The 18,243-nt window shown below is 71.4% G+C and carries 21 protein-coding genes; all 21 read right to left on the bottom strand.

What is annotated here, in order from left to right; genetic code table 11:
* A partial coding sequence (locus BLT97_RS37655; protein WP_143041439.1) for a phage tail protein occupies positions 1-1,105 on the bottom strand: 1,105 nt, incomplete at its 3' end.
* Positions 1,105-1,995 carry a hypothetical protein gene (locus tag BLT97_RS35315; protein WP_093617824.1) on the bottom strand — a complete coding sequence of 297 codons (891 nt, stop codon included), beginning with the start codon at positions 1,993-1,995 and terminating at the stop codon, positions 1,105-1,107. The genes BLT97_RS35315 and BLT97_RS37655, both read right to left, overlap by 1 nt.
* Positions 1,996-1,999: 4 nt before the next feature.
* Positions 2,000-5,581 (bottom strand): phage tail tape measure protein, encoded by a 3,582-nt coding sequence (locus BLT97_RS35320; protein WP_093617826.1) that lies wholly within the window; start codon positions 5,579-5,581, stop codon positions 2,000-2,002.
* 6 nt (positions 5,582-5,587) lie between these two features.
* Positions 5,588-6,016 carry a hypothetical protein gene (locus BLT97_RS35325; protein ID WP_093617828.1) on the bottom strand — a complete coding sequence of 143 codons (429 nt, stop codon included), beginning with the start codon at positions 6,014-6,016 and terminating at the stop codon, positions 5,588-5,590.
* 44 nt (positions 6,017-6,060) lie between these two features.
* Positions 6,061-6,384: a hypothetical protein gene (locus tag BLT97_RS35330; protein ID WP_093617830.1), complete on the bottom strand. Its 324-nt coding sequence runs from the start codon at positions 6,382-6,384 to the stop codon at positions 6,061-6,063.
* Between the two features lie 107 nt (positions 6,385-6,491).
* Positions 6,492-7,157: a phage tail tube protein gene (locus BLT97_RS35335; protein WP_093617832.1), complete on the bottom strand. Its 666-nt coding sequence runs from the start codon at positions 7,155-7,157 to the stop codon at positions 6,492-6,494.
* Between the two features lie 71 nt (positions 7,158-7,228).
* Positions 7,229-7,630: a hypothetical protein gene (locus BLT97_RS35340; protein WP_093617834.1), complete on the bottom strand. Its 402-nt coding sequence runs from the start codon at positions 7,628-7,630 to the stop codon at positions 7,229-7,231.
* Positions 7,630-7,908 (bottom strand): hypothetical protein, encoded by a 279-nt coding sequence (locus tag BLT97_RS35345; RefSeq protein WP_093617836.1) that lies wholly within the window; start codon positions 7,906-7,908, stop codon positions 7,630-7,632. The genes BLT97_RS35340 and BLT97_RS35345 overlap by 1 nt, the downstream gene beginning before the upstream one ends.
* Before the next feature lie 2 nt (positions 7,909-7,910).
* Complete coding sequence (locus BLT97_RS35350) at positions 7,911-8,264, bottom strand: phage head completion protein (RefSeq protein ID WP_093617838.1); 354 nt, start codon at positions 8,262-8,264, stop codon at positions 7,911-7,913.
* Positions 8,261-8,704 (bottom strand): hypothetical protein, encoded by a 444-nt coding sequence (locus BLT97_RS35355; protein WP_093617840.1) that lies wholly within the window; start codon positions 8,702-8,704, stop codon positions 8,261-8,263. Before BLT97_RS35355 ends, BLT97_RS35350 begins: the two co-directional genes overlap by 4 nt.
* 5 nt (positions 8,705-8,709) lie before the next feature.
* On the bottom strand, positions 8,710-9,051 hold the full coding sequence (locus BLT97_RS35360; protein WP_245769726.1) for a hypothetical protein: 342 nt from the start codon (positions 9,049-9,051) through the stop codon (positions 8,710-8,712).
* Entirely contained in the window at positions 9,048-10,094 is a 1,047-nt protein-coding gene (locus tag BLT97_RS35365; RefSeq protein ID WP_093617844.1) for a major capsid protein, read from the bottom strand. Before BLT97_RS35365 ends, BLT97_RS35360 begins: the two co-directional genes overlap by 4 nt.
* 14 nt (positions 10,095-10,108) lie before the next feature.
* Positions 10,109-10,498, bottom strand: coding sequence for a head decoration protein (locus tag BLT97_RS35370; RefSeq protein WP_093617846.1), 390 nt, complete (start codon positions 10,496-10,498; stop codon positions 10,109-10,111).
* 20 nt (positions 10,499-10,518) lie between these two features.
* On the bottom strand, positions 10,519-11,280 hold the full coding sequence (locus tag BLT97_RS35375) for a hypothetical protein (protein ID WP_093617848.1): 762 nt from the start codon (positions 11,278-11,280) through the stop codon (positions 10,519-10,521).
* A gap of 62 nt (positions 11,281-11,342) precedes the next feature.
* Complete coding sequence (locus tag BLT97_RS35380; RefSeq protein ID WP_093617850.1) at positions 11,343-12,143, bottom strand: hypothetical protein; 801 nt, start codon at positions 12,141-12,143, stop codon at positions 11,343-11,345.
* Positions 12,136-13,560, bottom strand: coding sequence for a phage portal protein (locus BLT97_RS35385; protein ID WP_093617852.1), 1,425 nt, complete (start codon positions 13,558-13,560; stop codon positions 12,136-12,138). Before BLT97_RS35385 ends, BLT97_RS35380 begins: the two co-directional genes overlap by 8 nt.
* A 24-nt stretch (positions 13,561-13,584) precedes the next feature.
* Positions 13,585-15,261, bottom strand: a complete 1,677-nt coding sequence (locus tag BLT97_RS35390; RefSeq protein WP_093617854.1) for a terminase — start codon at positions 15,259-15,261, stop codon at positions 13,585-13,587.
* 14 nt (positions 15,262-15,275) lie between these two features.
* The gene (locus BLT97_RS35395; protein WP_093617856.1) at positions 15,276-15,764 is read right to left on the bottom strand and encodes a phage terminase small subunit; all 489 of its coding nucleotides are present in this window, start codon (positions 15,762-15,764) and stop codon (positions 15,276-15,278) included.
* A 51-nt stretch (positions 15,765-15,815) separates the two neighbouring features.
* Positions 15,816-16,400, bottom strand: coding sequence for a bifunctional DNA primase/polymerase (locus tag BLT97_RS35400; protein WP_093617858.1), 585 nt, complete (start codon positions 16,398-16,400; stop codon positions 15,816-15,818).
* A 294-nt stretch (positions 16,401-16,694) separates the two neighbouring features.
* Entirely contained in the window at positions 16,695-16,994 is a 300-nt protein-coding gene (locus BLT97_RS35405; protein WP_093617860.1) for an HNH endonuclease, read from the bottom strand.
* Between the two features lie 210 nt (positions 16,995-17,204).
* Positions 17,205-17,465, bottom strand: coding sequence for a hypothetical protein (locus BLT97_RS35410; protein WP_093617862.1), 261 nt, complete (start codon positions 17,463-17,465; stop codon positions 17,205-17,207).
* Positions 17,466-18,243 lie beyond the last annotated feature (778 nt).

Below are 18,243 nucleotides of genomic sequence, written 5' to 3' on the forward strand. Positions count from 1 at the left end.
AGGCGGCGCCGAGCTTCCGTGAGACTGAATCGATGATGTGGCGTTGCCACACGCCGGGTTCGAGCTCGACCTCGACGACGTCGCCCGGCTCAATGCCGGGGTGGCTGTACGAGGTGAACGACAAGCTGCTCTGCACGCCGAGGCTGTCGGCGAGCTTCGCCTCGCCGACGGTCTGCGCCTGCGCGGCCCCGGTGATGAGCGCCGAGGAATACCGCTCGACGCGCAACCGCACGCCGTGCAGCCCGAGCCGCTGCGGCGCGAGCGGATCGTTCACCGGGTCGGGACCCGCGTACGTGAGGCTGCGCGGGTTGTCGTCCCACACCGCGACCGGGCCGACGGCGGGTTGCCCGTCGCCGCTGTCCCCTGAGATCACCCAGCAGTTCACGAGCCCCTCGGCGGACTGCTCGCGCGCCGGGTGCGCACGGCCCTGCCCATACGGCAGGCGCCACACGACCCGGTCGTCGATCGTCGGGACCGGGGCGAACACGATGACGCCGCGGGCGTCCGCGTACACCTCGGCGCCGAGCGCCGGCGCGATGCCGGTCGAGGTGCCCGAGCTGTCGGTGCCGCCGCTGAGCGCCTGCCACCGTTCCTCGTCGACGAGGAACGCCGGAATGCGGGCGTCGGCGTCGACCCGCGGCCGCCACGACACCGGGGCGCGGGGCAGCGCCTCGGCGATCAGGGTTGCGGCGATCGCGCGAGCGCTGTCGGTCTCGACGGACCGGGCGACCGGCAGGCTCGCGCCGCGAACGACGTCTTCGAGGCCGAGCAGACTCACCGAGACCGCGGTGCGGCCCTCGTTCACCTGGTCGACGACGTACCACCCTGCGGGCACCCAATACGTGTCGCTGCGCGGGGCCGCGATCCCTTCCCACAGCCGCACGTGCGTCGCCGCGACGTTCACGCCGTCGCGTCCCGTGGGGACGCCGACGAGGTCGGCAGATCCCGACCAACGGCATTCCGCGGTGCGGTCCCCCTTGACCTCGGCCGGACCGACCTTGCACGACTCCCACGACTGCCCGCCGTCGTTCGACCACTCGGCCCGCACGGTGCGACGTGTCGCCGTCGGCAGCGCGGCGAGCACCGGCGGGGGTAGCTGAATCATCAGGTGACCCCGTCGGTCGACAGCGCCGCGTACGACGGGTACGAGGCGGCGACGCTGTCGTACGTGTCGAACCGGGCCTCGACGGCGTCGTACGACCACCCGGGCATGCGCATCGGCTGCCGGGCGGTGTCGGGGCGCTCGATCGGCTCGATCGTCCACGCGAATTGGTAGCCCTCGGACGACCCGAGCTTGCCGGTCGGCGTCGGCCCGGTGATATCCGCGGGCACGTGGAACGCGTCGGGGGTGAGGTAACCCGGCCGTACCTGCGCGAGCAGCACCCCGGAGCGCAGCAGCGCGCGCACCTGGTCGACTCGCGCGGGCGGTACGTCGATCTTGACCTGTACGGTCTCGGCGCCGTGCTCGTCGTAGGCGACGACCCGGTACGGGCTGCCCTCGACGTCGAGCGCATCCTGCCTGCCGGCCGCGGTCGCCCCGGACCACTCGACGAGCATCGCGCGCAGCGACAGCCCCGGCTCGTCGACGCTCTTGATCCACAGATCGAGGTCGTCGCCCGGCACGGGGGCCGGGACCGTGACGGACAGGGCCGAGGCGGGGCCCTCGGTGCCGTCGGCGTAGATCGGCGTCGCGATGTAGATCACGGGGACGCCGAGCGGCGCCTCGTGGTCGTAGGCGGTGCCGATGCCCTCGACGGCCCATGCCGCGTCGCCCGAGCGGACTGGGACCGGTGCGGCCGCGCGCGGGTCCTGCCGCACGATCCGCACCTTCCGGATATCGGCGGCCCGCGGCGCGGCGGGGGCGGCCGTCGCGTCGTACGACAGCACTACCCCCGCCCACTGCTCGTCGACGAGGGCGGCGAGCCACCCGTCGGGCGAGGTGACCCGTTCCGGCGGCGTCACGTGCGGCGCCGTCGGGTCGACGATCATCGGCATCGGGTTACCTTCCCTTCACGCCCGCGCGGCTGCGCTGCCGGGCGGTGGTCAGACCTGCGTCGACGCGGGTGTCGACATAGGCGTCGAGCTGTGTGCCGTCGGCGAGGACGAGCGCGAGCTGCTGCCCGTCGTGCAGCCCGGCCGGGGCCGACTGCTGCCCCGCCGCAACGGGGGTGACGGACGCGGCCGCGGTGCGCGCGGCGGTCGCCTGTGAGAGCGTCGTGCGCAGCCCGGCGACGCGGGCGGCGCCGACCTCGTCGGCGAGCCGACTGGTCGCCGTCGTGAGCGTTTCGATCCCGCCGAGCGACGTGCGGCTGTCCCAGACGCGGGCCCCGCCGCCGAACTTCATGAGCTCGGGGCCGTGCTCGCCGACCCACGCGAGTTCGCCGGGTCGCGGCCGGCCGCCCGCGGCGTAGCCGCCGGGCCGGTTGTACGCCCGCGACAGCGAGCCGTACCTCGACAGCGCGTAGCGCATGCTCGCGTAGATGTTGGCGAGCGGGTCCCAGATGCCACGGCCACGGAGCCGCCCGGCGTACGCCGCGAACGTCGGCGGGATCACCTGCATCAACCCGCGGGACGCGACGCCGTTGCGGGCGTTGATGTCCCAATTGTTGATCGCCTTGGGGTTGCCGCCCGACTCCTGATTCATGCGGCGCAGCACGGTCGGTAGCAGGCTCGCGGGCTGCCCAACGAGCTTGAGCGCTTGCAGGACCACCGACGACCAGCGCTTGACGCCCTTGCCGCCGATGCTGCCCCCGCCGCCGAAGTCGAACGCGCTCTTGGCAGCGCTGACGACCTTGTCCTTCAACCCCGTGAGCATCTTGAGCGGGATCTTCCCGGCGACCTGCGCCCACCGCGATTGACCGATCTTCGCGATCTTGTCGCGGATGAACTTGGTTGCCTTGTCCCACAGCTTCCCGGGGTGCGCGAGGAAATCGACACCGTCCATGACGGCCCCGCCGATCTTCTTCGCCTTGCCGACAGTCCAGTCGACCGCCGAGCTACCCCACCCCTTGAGCTTGCCGATCACGCCGCCGTCGGCCATCAGCTGATGCCCTGCGGCCTCCCACAGAGCACGGGCCCGGCCGCGGAACTTCGGGTCGGTCGGGATGACGTACTCGGGATGACGCGGGTCGCCCTCGCCGACGATCGCCGTCGGTCGGTTGACCTTCATCGGGCGGGCCGCGCCCCACTCGTCGCCGACGGTGCCGCCGGCCGCGAGCAGCTTCGGCGCCTTCGGCAGCTTGCCGAGGCCGACGAACCCGGCGACCTTGTCCCAAACGGCCTTGATGCCCTTGGTGTAGACGAACTCGATGATGAAGTTCACGGGCTTCGCGGCGATCTTCGAGACCTGCGACCATGCCTTGCTGATCGCGTCCTTCGCGGTGCGGAACGCCCCGCCGAACAGCGAGACGCCGCGCTTTCCGGCGTCGAACACCGGCTTGAGCGCCTTGTTCCACAGCCACGAGCCGACCGCGCCGATACCGCGGAAAGCGGGTTGAATCGCGTTCTTCCACAGCCACGTGCCGGCCGCGCCGACGGCGCGAATCCCGGCCTTGATCAAGTTGAAATAGACCTTGACCCCGGCCCACCACCACGAGGCGAGAGAAACGATTCCCCGGAAAGCCGGTTGGACGGCGTTGCGGTACAACCACATCGCGACGGCGCCGACCGCCTGCACGCCGGCCTTCGCGAGCCCGAAGTACACCTTCACGCCGGCCCACCACCACGAGGCGAGCGCGACGATCCCGCGGAAAGCGGGGCCGATCGCGTTGTTCCACAGCCAACCGGCGACGGCGCCGAGCGCCTTGAACGCGAGGACGATCGGCGTCACGACCGCGACGACGACCACGGCGAACAGCACCTTCGCGGCTGCGCCGATGAACGAGAACACGGGCGAGAGCACGGTCGACCACAGCCACGAGGCGGCCGTGCCGACCGCTTGCAGCGCCGACCAGATGCCCGAAAGCGCCGGTTTCAGGAACGAGTTCCACGCGACGGACGCGGCCGTTTGGATGCCTTGCCAGGCACCTTGAACGATCGCCCGGAACGTCTCGCTCTTCTGATACGCGACGACCAGGGCGGCGCCGAGCGCGAGAATCCCGACGATGATCAAACCGACGGGGTTCGCCGACATGACCGCGTTCAAGATGCCCTGCGCGACTGCCCACCCGCGCGTGACCGCGGTCGTCGCGAGGATGACCCCGCGGTACACCGTGAACGCGGCGGTCATGGCCCACGTGCCGATGGTCGAGGCGCCGGCCACGACCGCGATGCCGCCGATAGCGATGCCGAGCGGCAGCAGCCATGCGCCGTAGTCCTTGGCCCACTGCACCCCACCCGCGAACGCCGAACCCGTGGCCTTGACCGCGGGCACGAGGACGTCGACCAGGGCGCCGCCGACGACCCGCGCGGGCGGCAGAACGTATTGGTTGAGGAATCCGCCGAACTTCGACAGGGCGGGCAAGGCGTACTTGTCCGCGACGTTGGCGAGCCCCTGCAACGCCTGCCGCTTGAACACTTCGATGTTGTTCGAGGCGGTGTTGTGCAGGGTCTTGCCCATCTTGTCGGCGGCGCCGCCGACCGAGCCGAGCGCGGCTGTCGCCTTGCTCGGGTCCATCGAGTACAACGAGTCGCCGAGGTCTTCGGCCTGCGTGCCGAACAGCGCGACCGCGGCCTGCGACCGCTTCACGGGGTCCTCGATCCCGCGCAGCTTGTCGAGGGTGAGGTCGAGCGCGGTCGACGCCGAGGTGCCGCCCTTGCCGATCCTCGCAGCCATGTCGGACGCGTTGAGCCCGATCATCTTGAACCCGTCGGCGGTCGTCTTCGACCCGTCGACGGCCCTGATCGAGAACTCTTTCAGCGCGTCCGCGGCGACGTCCGAGTCGCGCGCACCGTTCGCGAGGGCCTGCGAGACGAGGCCGAGGGCCTGCCCACCGTCGAGCCCCAACTTCCGGAACTGCGTCGAGTATTCGTTGACCGTGTCGGCGAGGTCGCCCGCCTTGTCGGCGCCCGACTGGTATCCGCGGGTCAACAGGTCGAACGCTTGCGTCGCGTCCTTCGCCATGCCCGTACGGATCATCTGACCCGCAGCGCGCGCCGAGTCGGAGACGTCGACGCCGAACGTCTCGGACAGGTTGAGCGCGGCCTTACTGAGTCCCGCGAGATCCTTCTTCGGGGCGTTGACCGCGACGACCGAGTTCTGCGCGAGGGCCTTGAGCGCCTCGTTCACCTGGTCGACGCTCTCGCCGTAGCCCTTCGCGTAGACGCTGCCGGCGACCTTGCCGAGCCGGGCCGACTGCTGCTCGTTGAGACCGAGCTGCGCCGCGAGCTTCGCGTTCGACTTGTCTTGCTCGACGGCCTTCGCGAACCCGGCCGCGAACAGTGCGCCCGCCCCGGCGGCGAGACCGGCGATCCCCGCTTTCAGGACCCCGCCCATACCGCCGAGGAACCCCTGCCCGGACGTGCGGCCCGCGGCGTCGCCGACGCGAGCCGCATCGCCCGAGAGCTGCTGATCTAGCAGCCGGCCGAACCCCCGGGTCTCGGGAACGATCGAGACGTAACCGACGCCGACCTCGACCGGCACGACGGATCACCCCTTCCCGGGGAGTACCTGCGAGGTGATGCGGTCGTACGCCGCTCGCGCCTTCGCTCTCTTCTCTTCTGCTGCGGCCTCGACCTCGTCGGGCAGCGGGTCGCCCGGCCGCCACCCGGGCTCGGGCATCGGTACGGCCGGCTTCTTCGGGTCGCGGTGGGCGTTCGCGAACTGCGTCACGAGCAGCGCGAGCAAATCGACCGTGTCGGCCGACGCGTAGTCGAGGTGCGACCAGTGGTGCCCGGCGTGCGCGCGGCCGGTTGCCGAGTCGGGCGGCAGCGCCTCGACCAGGACCCGCAGGAGCCGCAGCGTGATCTCGCCGCGCCAGAAAGCGGCGAGCGGGCCGCCCGGTCCGTGGGCATGCCCGTAGTAGCGGATCAGGTCCGCCTCGACGGCCTCGGGGTGATCGCCGAGGACGTCGAGCACGGTGTAAACGGCGTCGGCCGGCTCGTCGTCGGCCTCGTCGCCGCTTACCTCTTCGTAGGGCGGTGCTTGTTGAGCGTCTCCTGCATCTCAGAGCGGGCCGCGACGTAGACCAGGACGAGCCCGTTCGCGTCGCCGCCGCTCTTTACGAAGTCGTCCCACTGCTCGCCGAGCAGAATGCGCGCTCGGTGCTCGTCGCCGTCCGCGGCGTCGATCTCCTTCGCGAGCGCGTCGGCGGTGAACAGCGGGTGCGGGAACGTGTACGTCTTGCCGTCGTCGGTCTCGACCTCGACGAGCTCGCCGCCGACTGCCTCGGCGTAACTCGCCTTGACGGCCGACAGCTTGTAACGGGCCTTGCCGGGCTTGGACATGATCGAGCTCTCTTCCTCGGGTGAGCAGCGGGTGAGCATGAGAGAGGGCGAGGGGCGGTCGGGGCTCACCCAGAACCGCCGCCCCCCGCCCGATCAGGGGGCGGGGGTCAGCCCGCGGGCGGCGGCGCCGGCGGAGCGAACGCGCGCCACCCGGGCCCGTCGACCCAGTTGCGGCACGAGGTGTTCAGCGCCGAGTCGCGGAACGCGTTGAACGTCACGGGGCGCTGCGTCTCCGTCGAGCGGGCCCACTGCTCGTCGTCGCGCGAGGTGAGCCGGGCACGCGGGAAGAACTTGACGACGTAAATCTCGTCGCCCGTGTCGCTGTAATCGAGGCCGATGAACAGCAGCCGCCGGTAAGGGTTCTGCGGCGTCGCGGCCCGGTCCCACTGCCACGCGGAACCGACCGCCGGCAGCGCGCCCGTGCCCGACAGCGGCAGCCCCTCGAACAGAGCGACCGTCGCCTGATTCGTTTCCTGCGGCGCGAATTGCGCGCTCAGCACGTCCGACTCGACGTCGGACCGGGTCGGCTCGACCGACTGCGAGCTCGTCACGTCCGCCATGGACAGATCGCCCGTGAACGTCAGACCGTCGTCGGTGGTGTAGCCGACCGGCACGTACTCGGCCGGGATCGCGGCGAGCGAGCCGTCGGCGCCGACCGGCGACTCGATCACGGGCGCGGTGTAGTCCGCGGCGTAAACAGCCTGCATGAGCTGCTTACGGATGTACTCGTTGTGAAGCCCCGCTTCGAGCGACACCGGGGTCGGTGTGGACATGAGTCCTCCATGAAGAAACCCCGGCCGCGACGCGGTCCGGGGGGTGTGGTCTGGGGAGGGTGAGCCCCGATTCAGGCGAGGGCTTTGCCCCGCAGCTCGATCTCGACAGCGAGCGCGACCCGGTCCTGCCCCGACGTCGGGTCGGGCAGCGTGTTCGGGCCGCCGACCTCGGCGACGTCGTACGCGGCCGCGCCGCGCCACCCCGGGATAGCGAGCAGCAGCGCGCGCACGAGCTGCGCGAGATCGTGCGCGTCTTCCTCGCTCGCGCCCCAGCAATGGACGTCGAGGCGGGGCCGGTCGGTGACGAGGTCGAGGCGGGGGCCGCCGATCCGCTCGATCCGAACGAACCGCGGCGGCCGCGGGTTCGGCACGCGGGTGCCGACCGGCACCTGCATGCCGCGGGCGACGAGCTGCTCGCGCACGTAGGTGCACGCGAGCGCGGCCGCGTCCGGGAAGACGATCGTCGCAGCCATCACTCGGCGCCCCGGGCGGCGTCGAGGCCGCGCAGCAACGCCCGCCGTGAGACCTCGGGGTACGGCGTCGAGTAGTCGCCGATCACGGCGCCACGGGCGCGTGCGTCGCCGGTCTCGACGTCCGTGCGGAACTGACCGCCCCACCCCTCGGCCTTCGCCGCGTCGGACGCGGCCGCCTCGGCGGCGCGGGTCTTCCGCTCGATCAGCGCCCGCGTCTCCGGGGAGCGCAGGAACCCCGCGATGTTCCGCCGGTTGGGCCGGAACGAGGATCGTGCCATGGTCACCCCTCCACTACTCGCAGCCTGATCTCGTAGTGATGCAGCTCGATCGGGGTGTACGCCGGGCCCGCCGGCCCGACGACCTCGAACCGGGTACCGGCCCAGTGCACGCGATCCTCGCCGTACACCGTGAGCGCGCCGCCCGAGGTGTCGACGGGGTTGCAGATCATGAGCCATTCGCCGATCTGCGCGTTCCGCTGGTCGGTGTCCTCGGCCCCGGTGTTCTGCTGCACCCACGCCCGGACCGGCGTCCGGGTCGAGGCCGACCAGTCGTCAACGACGTTGCCGTACCGGTCCGTTGTGCTGCCGGGGTGCTCGACCTCGACGAGGTGCGGCAGCAGATCGAGCCCGATCACAGCCGCCCCCGTGTCCAGCCGAGCGGCTGCCAGTCGCACGGGTCGGGGTGCCACCCGGGCAGCCCCTCGTCGCGCATGCCGAGGGTGTACGCGCCGTCGGCGTCCGGGTCCGCGTTGTCCTCGGGCTGCAACATGTCGATCTCGTCCTCGGTGAGGTAGAGACCGCCGTTCTCGCCGAGCGTCTCGGAATACTGGCCGATCGAACGCTGCCGGTAGCCGCCCGGGTTCGCCATGACCCGGCGGACGACGGCGACCGCGATCGCTTTCGTCGTCGCCGGGTCCGGCGTGAACCCTGCCGGGATGTGCCGCCGCATGAGCGCCGACGCGTCGTCGAGGTACGCCTCGACCTGCGAGCGCTGCGGCTCGACGAGCCGGACGCCCGCGCGGGCCTCGTAGTCCTCGACCGTCGCGAAAGGCGGCGGGGGCGTCGGCGTGCTCATGGCTGCTACACCTCCGGCTCGATGACGCCGGCCGCCTCGCACGCGGCGATCACGTCCTCGCGGGTGGCGTCCGCGGGCACCTCGACGTCGTGCTGCTCGGCGAACTTGCGCCACGCCTCGACGCCCGAGCCGCGGCCCGAGCGGGGCGGCGCCTCGCTCGGGGCCGGCGCCTGGTCGCCGTCGCCCTGGTCGTCGAGTTGCTGCTCGCCGCCGTCGTCCTGGTCGCCGTCGGCCGGCGCCCATGCATGGGCGCCGATCCGGCGCGCGACCTCGGGCGGCACGTCGTCGCCGGGGCCGTAGACAGCCCCGGCGACGTGCACGTACGCGATCAGGCGCCGCCCGCTCATGCGAGTACCTGCGCCTTGAACGTGAGGTTCGGCTCGCGCAGGATCGGCATACCGACCGCGGCCGCGTGCGTCCACAGACGTACGGGGTCCTTGGTCTTCCACGTGCCGGCCACGATGCCCGGCTGATCGCCCGGGGCGAGCGAGTAGTCGTCTTCGAGCGCCTCGGCCGTCGTACCGAGCAGCGTCGCGCCGAGCTCGGTCGGCGACGCCGCGCTCGACGCGCCCGCCTCGGGCAGCAGCACGAGCGCGTTGCCCGGCGTGATCCGGGTCGAGGTGCCGTCGACCCGCACCTGCGCGTCGTACATCTCGATCGGCGGCAGCCCCATGGATTCGATCACGGTCGAGACCTGGTCGGCCGAGACGAGCGGCGTCTGCCCCGCGGGCGCGAGCGGGAACGCGAGCCGCTGCACCTGCTCGCACTGCCGCATGTTCTGGAACACCTGCCGCGGCATGAGGATCACGGCGGGCGCCGACCCGTTGGTGTCGATGTAGGTCTGCACCCACGCTTCGAGATCGTCGATCGGCGTCGCGGTCGCGTGCTCGGACCACAGCACCGCGGCGACGACCGAGTGCTCGGGCGACCGGCCGAAGTCGACGGTCTGCTGCAACTCGGGGATCGGTGCCTGTGCGTTGACGAGGGCCTGCCCGCGCACGAGCTCGAACCGGGCGCCGATGTTCCGGGCGAGACGCTGCGCGTCCCGCGCGATGAACGGCAGCGCGTCGTCGCGGGTGAGCTTCCGCAGACGCAGCCGGTCGTACTCGTTGAGCAGAATCTTCTCGGAGATCGGGGGCAGCTCGCCCATGACCTTGCCGAGCCCCTCGCGGCGGCCGATCTTGCTCTCGGCGTCCCACGAGCGGTACGACGCGGTCTCGGACAGCCCGCCGCCGCCCTTGACGAACTCGTACGCGATGTCGTCGACCTCGACGTTCGGCAGCCACCGCGACAGCGTGAAGCGGTTCACCTGAAGATCGGCGAGGGCGGCCCGGATAAGGCCGGTGAGCTCGGTCGGCTCGATGAACTCGGTGTCGAGAGTCCAACTCATGATGATCTGTCCTCTCAGACGAACCGGATCGAACCGGCGACGTCGGTCTTACCGTCGGCGTCGACGGGAACGGGCAGCCTCGACTCGCGCACCTTGCCGTGCGTGAGCAGCGCGGCCGCGGGGTCGAGGGTGGTGTCGGCCGGGGCCTTGACCGCGGCGAACAGGAACCCGACGAGGGCCTCGCGGCCGTCGGTCGCGGCGCCGTCGTACGGGCCGTACTTGCCGCCGGCCGTGATCCGGCCGAGCGGAATGCCCGACTTGAAGTACCCATCCGGGTAGTGCGTCGCGGCCGTGAAAGTGGAGGTGTCCAGAACGATCGTCTCGGTCGAGTCCGTGCCGTGCGCGGACCCGAGCCACGACTGATCGTCAGACCCGAACTGCTCGGTTACCTGAGCAAGGATCATGATCCATTTCCTTCGTGTGGTCAGCTCTTGTCAGCGCCCTTGCCGAGCAGCTCGCGGTACAGGTCACGACCGGCAGCCACGCCGCCGCCCGAGCCCTTGCCGCCGCCCCGGCGGGCGCCCTGGTCGAATCCGCGGCCGCGGCGCCGACGCGTGTCGCGCCCGCCCTCGCGGTCGTCGTCCTCGTCGTTCTCGTCCGTGCCGGACTTCTTCGGCGCGAGCCGCTTCACGAGCTCGGCGAGCCCCGCCTCGTCGACCTCGCCGTCGTCGCCCACGTACCGGGCGAGGTTGACGTCGTCGGCGACCTCGGCGGCGTTCTCGATCGCGCCCTTCGCCGCCGCGAGGAACGCCTGCCGGGCGAGCTTCGCGCCGTGCTTCGACCGTTCCTCGGCGAGCGCCTTCGCGACCGCCTCGTCGATCTTGCGCTCTTGCTCGGGCAGCCCCTCGCGGCGCAGCCGGTCGCGTTCCTTCGCGGCGCCGGCGTTCTCCTTCGCACGCTGCTCGTGCTTCCGCGCGAGCGCCTGCCACTTCTCGGCCTCGGCCCGCCAGTCCTTGCCGTCGTCGCCGGTCGACCCCTTGTCGGAGTTGCCGCCGTCGTCGCCGTCCTGGTCGCCGTCGCCCTGGTCGCCGTCGTCGCCGTCGTCGCCGCCGTCGCCGTCCTCGGCGCCGCCGAGGATCGGCCACACCGGGTACAGCTCGTCGGGGTCCTCGCCGTGGCGAGCCTTCCGCCAGCCGAGGGCGAGCTGCCCGGTCCGGGCATGGCGGGGCAGGGTGCGCGTGCGCATGGTGGTGTCTCCCGTGTCGGGTCAGGGTGAGCTAGTGGGGTGCGCCGTGTCGGCGCCCGGAGTCACGACGAGACGTCGTCGGGCCCCGTGAACTCGTGCCGGCGGACGGCGAGCAGCGGCCCGTACTCGCCGTGCTCGCGGGTGATGATCACCTGCCGGTAATCCGGGGTGCGGCCGCCGGCGTCGGACTGCCCGACCGCCTTCGCGACGGCGTCGTGCGCCTCGCGCAGCAGCGCCTCGTCGATGATCTGCCCCGGGTCGCGGCTGCCGACGAGCGGCTCGGGCTTGCAGTTGCAGCCCGGGTGAATCGGCATGAGGTTCTCGACGCGGTACCGCTGCGTCGAGGCGATCGTGCACAGCGCGCAGTTCCCCGGGCCGCGCAGCGCGCGCCGGAAGTACCGCACGCCGCCACGCTGCATGGACTGCCGGGCCGCGTGCGTCCGGGCGAGCTGCATGTCGGTCTCGGTGATCGACAGCAGCCGCGTACGGCCCTCGGCGACCGCCTGCGCGTACGCCTTGCCCTGCGCAAGCGCCGTCCACGTGGTGACGAACGGCCGGGTGTAGACCTCGGCCGGGTCGACGCCGCGCAGGGCCTCGTCGAGGGCGACGCCGGTCGGGGCCGCCGCGCCGCCGAGCATGTCGGCGATCATCGCGGACAGATAGGCGTCGGTGATCTGCCCCATCTGTTGCTGAGCGGCGAGCACGACCGGCAGCACGTGCTCGATGAACTCGGCGGCGTCGCCGTCGCGGTGACCGCCGAGACTGTCGAACGCGTCGAGGACGAACTGCACGACCCTCGACCGCAGCGACGTCGACAGCGAGTCGTATCGCTCGGTGAGCGCCGCCTGTAGGGCCTCACTCATCCGTCGCCCCCGCGTCCGGCAGGTTGCCGGCCGTCGGCGCGGTCGGCGCCGGCAGCAGCGACGCGGCGAGCAGCCGCTCGGACGCGGCGGCCGCGCTGATGCGCTGCACCCGCTGCGGGGTCTCGCCCATGTCTTCCGCGATGACCGCGAGCGGGTAGCCGATGCTCGACAGCTTGGTCGCGGCGTCGGCCTTGACCGCCGGGGACAGATATTGCGGGTCGGTCCACCGCACGGTGGCCTCGGTGTAGTCCTCGGGCATGCCGGCCTGCGCCGCCGCGAGGCTCATCACGTCTTCGAGTCCCTCGCCGAACGCCGCGATGTGCTCGCGGCACTTCGCGACGTGCATGAGGTCGAGGGCAGCGACGGTGTCCGCGCTGATGTTGATCAGGTCGCCCGCGTAGTAGTACGCGGGGGTCTGCGACACGATCAGCATGTCGCGGACGTCGGCCGCGTGTTCGTCGAGGAACGGCCGCAGGTCGGTCGCGTCGAGCTGCCCGAACTGCGCGTTCTCGCCCTCGGACGCCCACACCGTATTAGGGCCGGGCGTGAACGGCTGCTCAACGACCGTGATGCCGGTCGCCGGGTCGGTGCGCTTCGCGAACCGGTGCCCCTTGACCCACTTCTGCCGAAACCCGGAGTACCGCGACGCCGCCATGCGGTTCAAGATCCCCATGTTCACGCGGTCCTGAATGTCGAGCACGCCCGCGAACTCGGGCTCGGGGTCCTCGCCGAGATCGGGCATGCGCGCGAACTCGACCAGCGGCAGCCGCCCGAGGTCGTGCGGCTCGCCCTCGTCGCTCTCGCCCGCGTACACCCACGAGTCGGGCCCCCACGGCAGGCGCCCGCTCGTACGCTCGCGCGTCCGGTACGGAAACGACCGGTCGTCGTAGAACACGCGGGCGTGCCCGTAGCCGTCGACGTCGTCGTGCCACGCCTTGAGCCCGACGTACGGCTCGCCCGTCTCGGGGTCGTACTCGACGATGCACTCGCGCGGGTGCTCCGGGGTGATCAGCGGCGACGGTCGGCCGTTGTCCTCGACCCGGGTCGGGTGCGGGCCGACGAGCATGTACCCGACGCTCTGCGTCATCGCGACCCGCCATACCAACTTCTGTCGGCTGTCGAGTCGGTTCGCCTGCCACCACCGCGACGCCGCCGTGTCCGGCTGCCCGTCCGGGCCGGTCACGCCGAGGGCGAGCAGCCGGTGAACGGACGCGTTCGAGATCATCCCGCAGAAGTTCGTGCGGCTCTTGCGCTGGAAGTCGACGAACGCCTGCTCGGCGTTCCGCGGGAGTTGCGGAAGATCCGGCTTCCCCCGGTAGTACCGCCACCAGTCGTCGAGCTGCCCCTGCCGCTTGCGCAGCTTCCGGCCGAGCCGCAACAGCCACCAATCCGGCGAGTCCGGGGTGTCGTCGAGCACGTCGTCGCCCCCTTTCCGGGCTCGTCAGAATGTGCCGCCCCACATCTCGGGTTCCTCGGCGTTGACGCCGGCCGCGATCGCGTCGAGGCGGCACTGCCACGCCAGTACGGCGGCGACCGCGGCGTCGATCTTCTTCGCCGAGTCGGGGTGTTCCTTCGTGATCTGAATGCCCGAACGCGTCTTGCGGCGCCGGGCGTTGAGCAGATGCCGCACGAGGGACGACGACCCGTCGTGCGTCAACTCGCCCTCGACGAGGGCCGTATGAAACTTCTCAAGGGCTCTCACGATCAGCACCGACCGGCCGCCGGTCATCCACCACTCGACGGGGTGCGCACGGGTCGCCTGCACCTTGAGCCGCCGCCCGTACGCCGCTTCCCAATCCGCAACGTGGCTTTCCCACTTGGCGGGGTCGGCGTACATGCCGACGACGTCGTACCGGTCGAACGCCTCGTGCACCGCGGCGAGCACCTCGACGACCGGCACCTGCCACTCGCCCGGCTTGCCGTCCGGACCGACCGGCATCCGGTCGGGCTGCTCCCACACGCCGATGGGGAACACGTGCCCGTCGCTGAGCCTGCACCCGACGAGCGCGGTCGCGTCCGTGACCTTGCGGTTCCTCTTCCGCGACCCGTCGAACCCGAGCACGATGCGCTCGCCCGGCTCGACGACCTTGTCGAGGTCGGACGCCGCGCGCACCTCGGGCTCGGACAGCCACGAGTCGGCGGCGTGCGTGATCTGGTTCAGATAGTCCGCTCTGAGTTCCTGCGGGTCGTTCGAGGTGTCCCAGAAATCCGCGGCGAGCCGCTCGATCGGCGACCAACCCGGCGCGCACGGCGGGTCGTGCAGCACGCACCCGTCGGGGTGATCGCTGCTGTCGCCGTACGCGACCCGCAGCCCGTACACGAGCGACTGCTCGTCGGTCATGTCGGTGTCGGCCGGCGCTTCGCGGTGGTCGTACAGCAGACCCGCACCGCGCGACCGGCCCTCGCGAATCGCTTTCCAGTCGGCCGCGGACTGCTCGGCAACGGACTCCTCGCCCGGGGTGAAAGCGTTCGGGGTCTCGATCAGGCTGCCGCCGATCTTGCCCGCGTTGAACCGCATGGTCTTCGCGAGCTTCCGGCCGCCGTTCGCGGGCAGCCAATCCTCGGTTTGGTCGAGGCTCGCGAAGCACGCCTTCGCGCCCTTCGCGGACGTCGCCGAGGCGGTGATCGGCTCGATCTTCCCGCGCCGCAAATAGACGACCGTGTCGAGCGGTTCGAGCCCGTACTCGTCGACGGCCGGGCCCGAGCGCGCCATTTCGAGTAGCGGCATCCACGAGTTCTCGGTCTGTTTCTCCGTCGCCGCGGCGAGCTGCACGAGCGGCGTACGCACCCGGTCCCAACCCATGCCGACCGGCTCGCCGTCCGCGTCCCAACCGTCCGGGACGACCGGGCCGCACGCCTCGGCGAGCGCGATCGCGGACACGAACGGGGACTTGCCCCACCCACGCGGCCGGCTGATGACACCGCGCCGGATGATCCGGCGGCCCGTGATCGGGTTGAGCTCGTAGTACCGCAGCACGAACTCGGCCATCTCGGCAGTTGGCACGTACGGCTCGTACTCGGCCCGGTCCGGCGCCGCGAGATACGCGGTCATCCAATCGAGCACCTGCCACCCGAGGGTGGGCAGCTCGCCCTCGTACTCAGGACCCCGCCACGGCATGACGGACCCCCGAACTACTCACCCGAGCCCGTGCCGGTCTTCCCGCCGGGCAGCGACCGCAGTTGGCCGTAACGTTCCTTCGCCGACGGGCCGCCGGACGCGCCGCGGCCCTCGTCGGCCCCGTCCGCCTCGGCGAACACCATGCGCAGCCGCGCCCGGTCCGCCGGCGTCGCGCCGAACGCTGCGACGCGCAGCCGCAGCTCGGCCGCGGCCGACAGCTCACCGCGCCACAGCCGCGCGTGAATCAGGGCGGTGTCGAGTAGGTACTGCCAGTCGGACGACCCGAAGTGCTCGGCCTGCGGGCTGTCGATCCACATCTGCCACCACTCGCGGGTGCGCTCGGGCCACACGAAGTCGGTCAACTCGCCGTCGCGCTCGACCCGGAAGTCGGGGAGCTCGGGAGCCTCGGCCCGCTCCCACCTGAGCAACGTCTGCGGAACGGTGTCTTTGTTGCGCCGGGCCCGACGACTCGGGTCCTTCGGCGCAGGGCCCATGCCTGCCATGGCTGTACCTCCCGTGTCGGGTGCGCGCCGCAGCACACCCGTGTCGGGCCGCTACAGCAGAGAGTCGATTACGTGCCGCAGGTCGCCGAGCCGACGAGGCGTGTCGCCCCATGTGTCGGCCGTGACCGCGATGTACCGGCCGTCGCCGTACAGCTCGACCGAGCCGCCGCCGTCGACCGTGATGCGGCGCCCGCGCGGCAGGGCGCCCGTGCCCCACACGTGCAGCCCCTCACCGGACACCGACCGCTCGACCCACGTCGGGCCGGCCGCGTCGAGGATGCGCTGCGCCCACGGCAGCGCGTCGCCCTGGTCGTCGAGGGCGTGATCGAGGTCGAGGCACACGACGCCGTCGCCGTCGAGGACGAACCCGAGCCCGGCGCCGGCCGTCGAGGCGGCCGCGGCCCGGTACGTCGACCAGGTCGCCGGGTCCGTGCTGCTCGCGACCTCGCCGTCGACGGCGACCGGCACCTTCGACGAGGTGCGGCGCACCCATCGCGGGCGCTGCGCGAGCTCGGCCGGGACCGTGCGGCGTGCGCGCGACCGGGCCTTGCGGCACCGCGGCGAGCACGTCACAGCGTGAGCCCGAGCCATGATCGGCATGGGCCCGCCGCACTGCTCGCACGTCCGGTTCGCCATACGTCCAGTGTACCGGAGTGTCACGCTTTTAGCGCTCTGACCTGCGCATTCATCATTCGCATAGTGGGGGCGGCAGGCTGAGAGGCGATCTGCGACCCCTCGTCCGCGCGCCATCAAATCAGCCCGCCGCCCCGCTGCTCGCCCGCCAGCGAGCCGCCCACGCCCCGCAGCGTGGCCGTTTTGGTCAGACCCGTACGGAACCCGAGCCGCAGCACCTCCCGGGGCGCCGATCCCCCCGGGGAGGGGAGTCACCCCCCAGGGGTGGCAAGGAGATTTCAGGCTCGGGCTGTCGGGTCAGATGAGACCGGGATGCCGTTCGGCCGGCCGCTGTCTGCGTACGGCCCACCGTGCGGCGTTGCCCTCGCGGCTGCTCTTGAGCGCGTGATGCTCGGTGCACAGCGCTTGCAGGTTGCTCGGCGAGTGGTCGGTGCCCGGTCGGATGTGGTCGACGTCGGTCGCGTGCTTGCCGCACCTCGTGCCGTGTTCGAGCCATCGGCAGCGGTGACCGTCGCGGTCGAGGACGTCGGCCCGTCGTTGTGGCCAGTCGGGCGGCAGCTCGGTACGTCGGTCGCTGCCTGCCCATCCCCCGCTCACGGTTCGGTGTCCTCGTCCTGGTCGTCCTCGTCGGGGCCGTGCTCGATCACGTCGGCCACGGCTCGGAGGAACGCGGCGAGGTCGTGTCGGTAGTGGTCGCCGCCGGTGGTGAGGTCGCCGAGGTGTACCTCGCTGTCGCCGACGCGCAGGTGTACGGGCGTCGGGGTGGGGGTGGGTACCTCGGGGGTGGGGTGTGCGCGGGGGGTGTGGTCATGGGGTGGGGTCCTCGTCGTCGAGGCCGGGGTCGTCGTCCTGGTCGGCGAGGTCGGTCTGTGAGTCGAGGGCGACGCCGTCGAGGTCGAGGTGCCGGCCGAACCCGAACGAGCTGCTGCCCGAGTTCGGTTCGGTGGGGAGTGCGGCGTACAGGCGGCGTGCGGTGCGCTCGATCTGTCGCAGCAGTGCGGGGTCGTCGGCGGTGCCGTCGGTTCTGATCTCGACCTCGCGGTGTCCGTCGGTGAGGCGTACGCGCATCGGGGCGTGCCTCCCGTCGGGTGGGTTGTGCCGCGCAGGGCGGGCAGCAGCACCCGCCATTTGTTCTCGTAGGTTCCGCCCTGCGCGGGGTGTGGGGCCGCCGCCCCTCGGGGGGACGTGGGGCGGCGGCGGTACCGGCCGGGGATCGTGGGGAGCTCGGCCGGGGTGTGTGGGTATGAGGAAACCCCCGGGCGGTGATCGCTCTCGGGGGTTCGGTGCTGCCCTGCGGCGGGGTCTCGGGCGGGGCCCGGCGGTGCCGGTTCGGTTTCTGGGCAGCCGTTGTCTGCCGTCCCAAGGTGCGACATGTGACTGTCGATCGTCAAGCCGGGTGGGTGGCAGAGAGAGAGCTCGTCGCGCGCGCATCACTACCGGTAGTAGCTCTCTCTACCGCCACCACAAGGGGGTGGGGAGGGGAGGGGAACGCGCGCGCGTGAGGTCCCGAGGGTGTCCCCCGGGGACAGATCGCGTTGACCTGCGGGAACAGATTTTTTCGGCCTATCTTTTGCGCGCAAAACGTCTGCGATTCGTCGACGATTCTCCGTCGAAACGCTCGCGGATCTCTCGTCGGCTGCTCGCCGCCCCGCACCTCGGTCACGCACCGTGAGCACGGAAACGACCCGCCGCGGCCGTACGGCGGGGCAAAATCCTTTGCCGAGACTTTACCGATGGGGTGGGGGTGCGACACGAGCGGCCCCTTCCGTACGCCCCGGCAGGCGTCCGTGGGTCTCGCGGCCCGTGGTTGATCTTGCTTCGCGTAAAGGGCCGTTTGCGAGAAAAA

This window comes from Streptomyces indicus (assembly GCF_900100315.1).
GTDB lineage: Bacteria > Actinomycetota > Actinomycetes > Streptomycetales > Streptomycetaceae > Streptomyces > Streptomyces indicus.